General features: G+C 55.3%; 1 rRNA gene. It reads left to right on the top strand.

The features are described from left to right. Nucleotides 1-293, top strand: a 16S ribosomal RNA gene (locus J9892_RS20095); the annotation flags it as partial.

The raw sequence follows: 293 nt of genomic DNA, 5'->3' as shown, positions 1-293 counted from the left end.
CGGTCCAGACTCCTACGGGAGGCAGCAGTGGGGAATATTGCACAATGGGGGAAACCCTGATGCAGCCATGCCGCGTGTGTGAAGAAGGCCTTCGGGTTGTAAAGCACTTTCAGCGAGGAGGAAAGGTCAGTAGCTAATATCTGCTGACTGTGACGTTACTCGCAGAAGAAGCACCGGCTAACTCCGTGCCAGCAGCCGCGGTAATACGGAGGGTGCAAGCGTTAATCGGAATTACTGGGCGTAAAGCGCACGCAGGCGGTTGGATAAGTTAGATGTGAAAGCCCCGGGCTCAA

Source organism: Aeromonas sp. Prich7-2 (assembly GCF_017939255.1).
Taxonomy (GTDB): Bacteria; Pseudomonadota; Gammaproteobacteria; order Enterobacterales; family Aeromonadaceae; genus Aeromonas; species Aeromonas caviae.
Note: the sequence above shows the minus strand (reverse complement) of the source record. Positions and strands in the feature narration are given on the sequence as shown.